This window comes from Stieleria sp., assembly GCF_041595215.1.
Taxonomy (GTDB): Bacteria; Planctomycetota; Planctomycetia; order Pirellulales; family Pirellulaceae; genus Stieleria; species Stieleria magnilauensis.
The window spans coordinates 1-8,932 of the sequence record NZ_JBFHKV010000256.1; the positions used below are offsets into that span (position 1 = coordinate 1).

Annotated in this window: 4 protein-coding genes and 1 pseudogene; all 5 read left to right on the forward strand. The window is 59.9% G+C overall.

Going from position 1 to position 8,932, the window contains the following annotated elements; translation table 11 throughout:
• Positions 1-3,501: hypothetical protein (locus tag ABX749_RS12020; protein ID WP_372896195.1), on the forward strand; the 3,501-nt coding region annotated here is incomplete at its 5' end.
• 91 nt (positions 3,502-3,592) lie between these two features.
• Entirely contained in the window at positions 3,593-5,197 is a 1,605-nt protein-coding gene (locus ABX749_RS12025) for a YdiU family protein (RefSeq protein WP_372896196.1), read from the forward strand.
• A 377-nt stretch (positions 5,198-5,574) separates the two neighbouring features.
• Positions 5,575-7,563, forward strand: a complete 1,989-nt coding sequence (locus tag ABX749_RS12030) for a peptide ABC transporter substrate-binding protein (protein WP_372896197.1) — start codon at positions 5,575-5,577, stop codon at positions 7,561-7,563.
• A 9-nt stretch (positions 7,564-7,572) separates the two neighbouring features.
• Entirely contained in the window at positions 7,573-8,502 is a 930-nt protein-coding gene (locus tag ABX749_RS12035) for an ABC transporter permease (RefSeq protein ID WP_145220423.1), read from the forward strand.
• Positions 8,499-8,932 (forward strand): annotated as a pseudogene (locus ABX749_RS12040) (ABC transporter permease); the annotation flags it as partial. The gene ABX749_RS12035 and the pseudogene ABX749_RS12040, both read left to right, overlap by 4 nt.

The window sequence follows — 8,932 nt, forward strand, 5'->3', positions numbered from 1 at the left end:
CCATCGGGCGAAACGGTGATCCAAATCGACCGCGCCGACACCGCGTTGACGGTGATGGAACTGCTGGGATTGGATCCGGCGGCGGTCGGTGAAGTGTCGCTGCGTGGCGTGGGGTTGGCGTGTAGCGTGGCCGAAGGCGGTTCGTCGATCGAATCGGATTTGGCCCCCTTGTTGGAACCGAGTGACCAGCCGGAATCCCAGATCTCCGCATCGATCCAGATCCAAGATTTTGGCGCGACCGCCACCGATTCGACGTCGGGTGAGTCTTGGTCGCTGAGCCAATCGAATGTCAGTGTAAGCATTGAGGGAGTGCGGATCACCGGTGAGATCGCCGGGGTGGTCAACGAACCCGGCGGCAGCGGCGGAGCGATCCAAAGCCAGTTTGTCTGGCAAGCCGAGTCGGCCGAGTTGTGGAAGGTGTCGTTTGAGACCGAGTCGTTTCCGCTGTCGGTCGCCAACCTCGTTGCGCTTCGATTTGCGGGGGCGATCGACGGATTGCCGCAAAAATTTTCCGGCGACACGACCGGCCGGTTGCAACTGGTCGGTGCTGCCGACGGAGCGATCCAGGCCAGCTTGGGTGACGTGCGGATTCGCAATCTGCAGACCATCGTGTCGTCCGGCGGTGGGCAAGCATCTGATGGTCAGCCCCAGGCGGTTCGAACACAAACCGGCCAAGTCCGACAATGGAACAATGAACTCGCGACCCTGGACGGAAACGTCGCGCTCGCCGGCGGCTGGCTGTCCGGCCGCGGGCTTGAGCTGACGACTGATTTCGCATCGGCCACACTGAACGGTTCGTTCCCGACCACGATCTCATTGGTCGGCTCGGACGACAATCCGCTCAGTTGGCTGCAGGCGTTGGATGGCAAGGCACGCGTCGACGTGGATCTGGCGTCTCTCGATCGAGCGCTACCGGGGCTGATTCCGTTGCGCGACAACGTCACGTTGGTGTCGGGGCGGGCGCACGGCATCATCGAAAATCGCCCCGCCAGTTCGTCAGCGCCGGGACAATCGGCGACTCAACGCAGCCATTTGACGCTTTCGAGCGAATCCTTGCGGGCCCGGGCCGATGGACGGATTGTCATGATCGACCCGATCGAATTAACGGCCACGGTGACCGATGATGAAGGCGTGCTGCGCGCCGAACGATTCGACGTAAAGAGTTCGTTTGCCGAAGCATCCGGTGCCGGCACGCTTCAAGACGGTACCGCAGAATTGCAGATCGATTTCGGCCGTCTTTACACCATGCTGCGACCGGTGATCGATCTGTCGGACCTTTCGCTGGGCGGGACCGCCGGAGGCCAGGTGCGATGGACGGTCAATCGATCTGAAGGTGGTCGAATCGATCAGTGGGATCTGTTGGGCAACGGCGAGGCAAAAAACTTACTGGTCACCTTGCCCAGCGGGCACCGTTTCAAACGCGCCATCGTGCAGGGTGACGTCGCGGCCAAGGGCCAATGGGACGGGCGAACGCTCCAGCAACTGATGTCCGCCGACGTCGGGATTCGCAGCGGCGGTGTTTCCTTACGAGCCGAACTGATGAAACCCGTGTCGCGACCGACGCCGGATTCGATTTATCCGGTTCGGTTGGAGTGCGATGGCCGGTTGGAGAACCTCAGTGAATCGTTGCGACCTTGGTTGCCCGAGTCGCTCCGCAGCGCCGAAGGTCGGTTGACCGGATCGGCGATCGCCAACGTCAGTCGATCGGGCGGCTCGCTTTCCAAAGCCGAATTTGTCGTCAGCCAGCCGCGCATCAATTACGACAGCCAATGGTACGTCCAACAAAGTGTGACAGTCAGTTTTGACGGCGTGCTCGATTGGCCCAGTGGGAACTTTTCGTCGCAAGAGTTGACGGTCCGTGGCGAAGCGCTGTCGCTGGCGGTCCGCGGTAGTGCCAGTCGTGAGAAAACGAACTTGGATGTCGCTTGGAACGCAGACTTAAAACGGTTGCAAGAGAGCGTCGGTTCGACGATTGCACGCGCGGCGTCGACCAATGTCGTTCGACCGATCAGTTACCGACCGGTGCAAGAGCATGCCTATCAGATCAGCGGACTGTCCAGCGGCAAACTGAACATCACCGGCGGACCGGTGAAGTGGAACATCGACGCGTCGGCCTCGGCATCCAATGTCGCCCTTCACGCTCCGTCGGATCAACGAAACTATCCGCCGGGGACTCCCGCGGGAGCGTATGGCCCAAGCCCACGACCGACGTTCGGGCAAGGTTTCGGAAATGTCCAACAGACTACGCCGGGCGACCTGATTTGGCAGGAACCACGCGTGAAGGTCGAGGGGCGGATGCTATACAACACCGACAGCGGCATCGTCACTCTGCCCGGATTGCAACTGGCCAGCGACGGGTTCGCCGGCACCATGGTCGGCGAAGTGCAAACCGCGGGCGAATCGTTGGCGGTCCGGTTGTCCGGCCCTTCGCGATGGAAAATGGATGTCGTCGCCGCGCGGCTCTCCAATCTGTTGGGGACGCCGATCCAAGCGAGCGGGATCCACGAAGCACCGTTTGAATTCAAGTGGACTTCGGCAACCGGTCAATCGTCGACCGGCAACCATGCGACGCTGGTCGTCAAGGGAGAACTCGGATGGGACCAGTGTGAGGTCGCCAACCTTCGCATCGGACGAACCAAGTTGCCATTCCAGATGACCGAGCAGTCCCTCAAGATCGCTCGCACTTCGTTCCCGGTTCTATCACTCGGTCCGACCTCGGGCGCGACTGCGGCAGAGGTTGGTCAAGTCGATCTGGCGGCACAGGTCGATTACATGGCCAGCCCGATGATGGTGCGATTGTCGCCGGGGGCCAAAATCAAGTCGTTGAAGATCACGCCGTCGACGGCCGCCGGTTGGCTCAAATACCTCGCTCCGCTGGCGGCCAATGCGACCACCATCGATGGCAACATCGCGGCCGAGTTCGACGAAGTGGCGTTGAACGTCGATGACCCCTACGCCAGCGTGGTTCGCGGCCGACTCGACGTGCAAGACATGCGGCTGTCATCCGGGCCGCTGGCAAACCAATTGATCCAAGGCGTCGAGCAAATCAAATCACTCGCGCGGATGGCCGGCGGACAAGTCGAACCGGCCAGTGCCAAGACGCTGATCGAGATGCCGCCCCAAAGCGTCGAGTTCAGTTTCGAACATGGAGTCGCCACCCACCAGCGAATGTATTTCAAGATCGATCGCGCGAATCTGATGACCAGCGGACGGGTCGCTACCGATTCCAGCATCAACCTGGTGGCCCAAGTCCCGCTGGACGCCCGTTGGCTCGGCAGCGATCTCAAGGGTCTGGCCGGTCAAACGTTGACCTTCCCCATCACCGGAACGCTTGATCGCCCCAAGCTGGACGATTCTGCCGTTCGCAACGTGATGGCCGAATTGGGCACCAAGGCCGGCGCCGAAGTGATTCAAAACCGACTCGATAGCTTGCTCCAGAAACAACTCGGTTCGGGAATGGAGCAAATCAATTCGGGGCTCGAAAAAATCCTCGGGTTTTGAGCTGCCTGTCAGGCGCCCTTTTTTGCCCACCGTTTTTCTGCCCTCCCACCCCTCCACTCCCGAAACTTGCCCGTGTCCCTAAAATACGGGTATGTCACAACAAGAATGGATCGATGCCTGGGAAACGCTCACGTTCGACAACCGCTTCACGCGGCACTTGCCGGCCGATCCGGATGAGACCAATCAGATCCGGCAGGTCCGCGGTGCGTGTTATTCTCGGGTCGTCCCGAAAACCGTTGCGGCGCCGCGATTGATCGCGCATTCACGCGAGGTCGCCGAGCAGTTGGGGATCACGCCCGAGCTTCTGCAGTCACAGCAGTTCGCCGATGTCATGGGTGGCAACGCGGTTCATCCGGCGATGGACCCGTTTGCGATGTGTTACGGCGGTCATCAATTCGGAAATTGGGCCGGTCAACTCGGCGACGGTCGCGCGATCAATCTTGGCGAAGTCGTCGACGTTCACGGGCGACACCAAACGCTGCAGCTCAAGGGTGCCGGGCCGACGCCGTATTCCCGATTCGCCGATGGTCTGGCGGTCTTGCGCAGCAGTGTCCGCGAGTTTCTTTGCAGCGAAGCGATGCACCACTTGGGCGTGCCGACGACGCGAGCGCTCAGTCTGGTGCTGACCGGTGACGCGGTGACCCGCGATATGTTTTACGACGGCAATCCCAAGCAGGAGCCCGGGGCGATCGTTTGTCGCGTCGCGCCGTCGTTCGTGCGATTGGGCAGTTTTCAGATCTTTGCCAGCCACGACGACGTCGACACGTTGCGCCAACTGGCTGACTTCACGATCCGGCACGACTTCCCCCACCTGGGCGAGCCTTCGCCGGAGGTTTACGCGGAGTTCTTCGCCGAAGTCTGTCAGCGGACGGCCGAATTGATGGTGCACTGGATGCGTGTCGGTTTTGTCCACGGCGTCATGAATACCGACAACCTTTCGATCCTGGGGCTGACGATCGACTATGGCCCCTACGGTTGGCTGGAAGATTACGACCCGGGATGGACGCCGAACACGACCGATGCCCAGGGGCGACGATATCGCTATGGGCATCAACCCCAGGTCGCCCAATGGAACTTGGCGCAGTTCGCCGGATCGTTGTTGCCGCTGGTCGATCAAGATGTCGACGTGCTGCAGAAAGGATTGCATCTGTATGTCGAAACGTTTGACGACGGATGGAATTCGATGATGTCGGCCAAGCTTGGCCTGGACAAGTTCCGCGGCGAACAAGATCAGCGTCTGTTCTCGGAACTGTTTGACGTCCTGCAACTGGCCGAGACCGACATGACGTTGTTCTACCGACGGCTGGCCGACGTGCCGAGTGACGTGGATGCCGAATCGGTGTGTGACCTGTTGCACGAAGCGTACTACAAGCCCGAAGAAATCAACGACGACGTCCGCACCGCGACGGCGGACTGGTTCGCTCGTTACCAAGCCCGGCTCGCCGCCGCCGGCGTGTCGGATGAAAAACGTCGCGAGCGAATGAATCGCATCAACCCGCTGTATGTACTCCGCAACTATTTGGCTCAATTGGCCATCGATCGAAGCGAGCAGGGAGACCATTCCGGGATCGCCGAATTGCTGGAGGTGCTTCGTCACCCCTACGACGAACAGCCCGGTCGAGAAGCCTACGCCGAAAAACGTCCCGAGTGGGCGCGGCACCGAGCGGGATGCTCGATGCTGTCCTGCAGCTCGTGATGTCATCCAGCGGAGGTGGCGTAAGCTTCCAGCTTGCGAATCCCCAAGCTTCCAGCTTGCCAGTGCACTCCCACTGAAGATGGCAAGCAAGAGGCTTACCCCACCGGGCAACGCTGTGAAGCATTCTTTAGCGGCAGGGCGCGAGCCCTCCGGTGTTTCGGGAACGATGAGGGACCGGAGGGCTTGCGCCCTACCGCTAACACCTCGTAAACGCAGGGAGTAGATGCTTCACAGGGGCGGTCATCGCGTCGCTAGGTCGCCTCGTGCGCGGCGAGTTTGACCACCAGGAGTTTCGCCCTCGCATCAAACTTACCAAACCCGCTAAACTGCCGAGGTCCACTTCACTCGCCAGTCCTTCACCCACAAGAGACACGCTCGTGCCCCCGGAAGTTCGCCGCGGATTCGTGATCGTTGCGGGCCTGTTCGCTATCGCCGCAGTGATCTGGGCCGCGCGAATGGACCATATTCCGCCGGCCGACTTCGCATTTCAAAACGGCACCGACCCGAGTACGCTGGACCCCCACCGTGCGACCGGTCAGCCGGAAGGCCGAATTATTTTCGAGCTGTTCGAAGGTTTGTTGCGGATGCTGCCCGAGGGCGACCCCGACCCGGAGACGGGATTGCAGGCGCTGACCCCCCAGCCGGCGATGGCGGAGCGTTATGAGGTTTCCGAAGACGGCAAGACCTACACGTTCACGCTTCGCGACGGGATCCGTTGGACCGACGGCACTCCGATCACCGCTCATGATTTCGCCTGGTCTTGGCAGCGGATGTTGCACCCGGCGACGGCTTGCGAATACGCCTATCTGATCAGCGAAGTCCGCTTGGCGACGGAGTACAACAGCTCGGTCGTCGAGATCGGTGACCGCGTCGAAGTTGAACTTTGGGATCGCCCCGGTGAGACGCCACTGAGCGAAGCCAACGTCCAGCATTTTCCGCGCGGGACGATGAAGTACGGAACACTGCGCGGCATCGTCAAACCCGATGCCCCGGAGTTGGGTGACAACGCGACGGAAGAACAGCGCGAACAGGCACAGCTCGATTGGGAAGACCGCTGGATTTACGAAGTCGAAGTGACCGATTCGGGCACAGCTGGCGATGACGAGGGCGAGACGACGTTACAGCGTTTCGCCGTTTCGGCGGAGGTGGCCGCAGGTGATGAAACCATCCAGCGGATGCACGCGGTGCTGGTCGACTTCAAGCACTTTGGCGGCGCCCAAGCCATCGATGACCAGACCTTTGTCGTTCACTTGAACCATTCGGTGCCCTATTTCCTGAACCTCGTCGCTTGGTACCCGTTGTTTCCCGTCAACCGGAATTGTGTGGAAACACACGGCAGTCCGCTCTGGACGAAGGCGGAGAACATCGTCACCAATGGTCCGTACAAATTGAAATTTCGTCGATTGCGTGACCGCATCCGGGCAGAAAAATTCTTGGACTATTGGCGTGCCGATGAAGTCTCTTTCGAAACCATCGACTTCGTGTCGCTGGAGAGCCAGAACACGGCGATGAACATGTACGAGACCGGGCAACTGCAATGGGTCTATGATCTGCCCGCCTCGGTTTTGGAAGAACTGAGGGACCGCGATGATTTCCACAGTGCTCCCAAGCTGTCGATCTATTTCTACAAACTCAACAACGACGTCCCGCCGTTGGATGACGTCCGCGTTCGGCAAGCGATCAGCATGGCGATTGATCGGCGTCAAATTGTCGAACAGGTGACCAAGGCGGGCGAGCAACCGGCCTACACCGTCGTGCCTCCTGGGATCGCCGGCTACAAGGGACCCGAAGGGCTGAAAGAGAACGTCGCAAAGGCTCAAGCATTGCTCGCCGAAGCCGGTTTTCCTGGCGGACGTGGTTTCCCCAAGATGTCGCTGATGTACAACACCAGCGAACGTCATCGGCCGATCGCCGAAGTGATCCAACAACAACTGCAGAACAACTTGAACATCAAGTTGGAACTGAAGAACATGGAATGGGGCAGTTTCATTGAGACGATCCAACAGGAGAAGTACGAGATCGCTCGCTACGGTTGGGTCGGTGACTATCCCGATCCCAACACGTTTTTGGACCTCTGGGTCACCGGCAATCCGCAGAGCAACACCAATTGGAGCAATCCGGAATACGATCGTTTGATCAAAGCCGCCAGCAGCGAGTTGGACCCGAAGCGCAGGATGGAATTACTGCGAGAAGCGGAAACGATCCTTGCGACCGACCTTCCGATCATTCCGATCTTCTTTTACACGTCTGCCGAGATGGCCAAAACGAACATCGTAGGGTTCGCGCCGTCTGCCCAGGATTTGCACCCGCTGTCGATTCTGCGCTATCGATCCGACGACCCCGCAACGGCGCCCTCGAAGGACTGACTTTCCAGCATGCGAAATTTGATTGGCTATCTGCTCAAGCGAGCGGTCTGGATGCTACTGACGCTGTGGGCCGTCTACACGGTTTCATTCATCTTGATGCGCAGCGTGCCCGGCAACCCGTTCAGCGGCGAGCGGAGCATCCCACCGGCGATCGAACGCCAGTTGAAAGCGCGCTACAACTTGGACGCGCCGCCGCTGGAGCAGTATTGGGATTACCTGGTCGGCATCGTCACGCGATTTGATTTGGGATGGTGCATGGGGCTGGAAGATTACAGCGTCAATCAGGTTTTGGCCGAAGGGTTTCCGGTGTCGGCAACCCTGGCGATCTTCGCGCTCGCGTTTGCGATCATCCTGGGCGTCACCGCCGGCGTCATCTCGGCGGTCTATCGCCGCACCAAAGCGGACGTGGCGTTGATGTTTGCCGCCGTCTTGGGGATCGCGATTCCGAATTTCGTGTTGGCCAGTTTGGCGATCCTGTTGTTCGTGTTCATGATCCAGATTTTCCCCGCCGGCGGTTGGGGAACGCTGCAGCAGATCGCGTTGCCGGCGTTCTGTTTGGGCTTGCCGGTCGCGGCCTACATCGCTCGGCTCAGTCGCACGGGGATGTTGGAGATGCTGACGAAGGACCACGTTCGAACGGCGATCGCCAAGGGCTTGCCGCACCGCACGGTGATCCTGCGACACGTTTTGCCCGGTGCCTTGTTGCCTGTCGTGTCATATCTCGGCCCGGCCGTCGCTCGGGTGCTGACGGGGTCGCTGGTGCTGGAAAAAATCTTTGCGTTGCCGGGGATGGGAAGCCACTTCATCAACGCCGCCACGCAGCGTGATTACACGCTCGCGATGGGCATGGTGCTGACCTACACCGTGATTCTGTTTGTGATGAACACCCTGGTCGACCTCGCTTACGCCATCATCGATCCGAGGGTCAAGCTACAGTGAAATCGGAAGCGAATCGCGAAACCTTGGAACGCATTCTCGCCGAATCACGCGAGATCCGTGGCGTGTCGCTTTGGCAGGACGCCTGGAAACGTTTGCGGCGCAACCGCACCGCGATGATTTCGCTGTGGTGCCTGCTGACGTTGTCGGTGCTGGCGCTGTTGACGCCGCTGTTGCCACTGCAAAGTCCGATCGACAAGGATTTGGACAACCGCAAATTCCTGCCGCCGGGTTTCCATTCGGTCGTGATGGGCAGCCGTCCCGGATTGAAGTTTGCCGGTGGAACTCTGACCGGCGAATTGGCAGAGTTCGATCGATCGATCGAACAGCTGCGTGCCGAGCTTGCTTCGGCCGGGCCCAAAAAACGTCCGCTGATCGAAGCGACGATCGCCGACCGCATCGACGTGGAGCATCCCTTTAATCAGATGTGGAA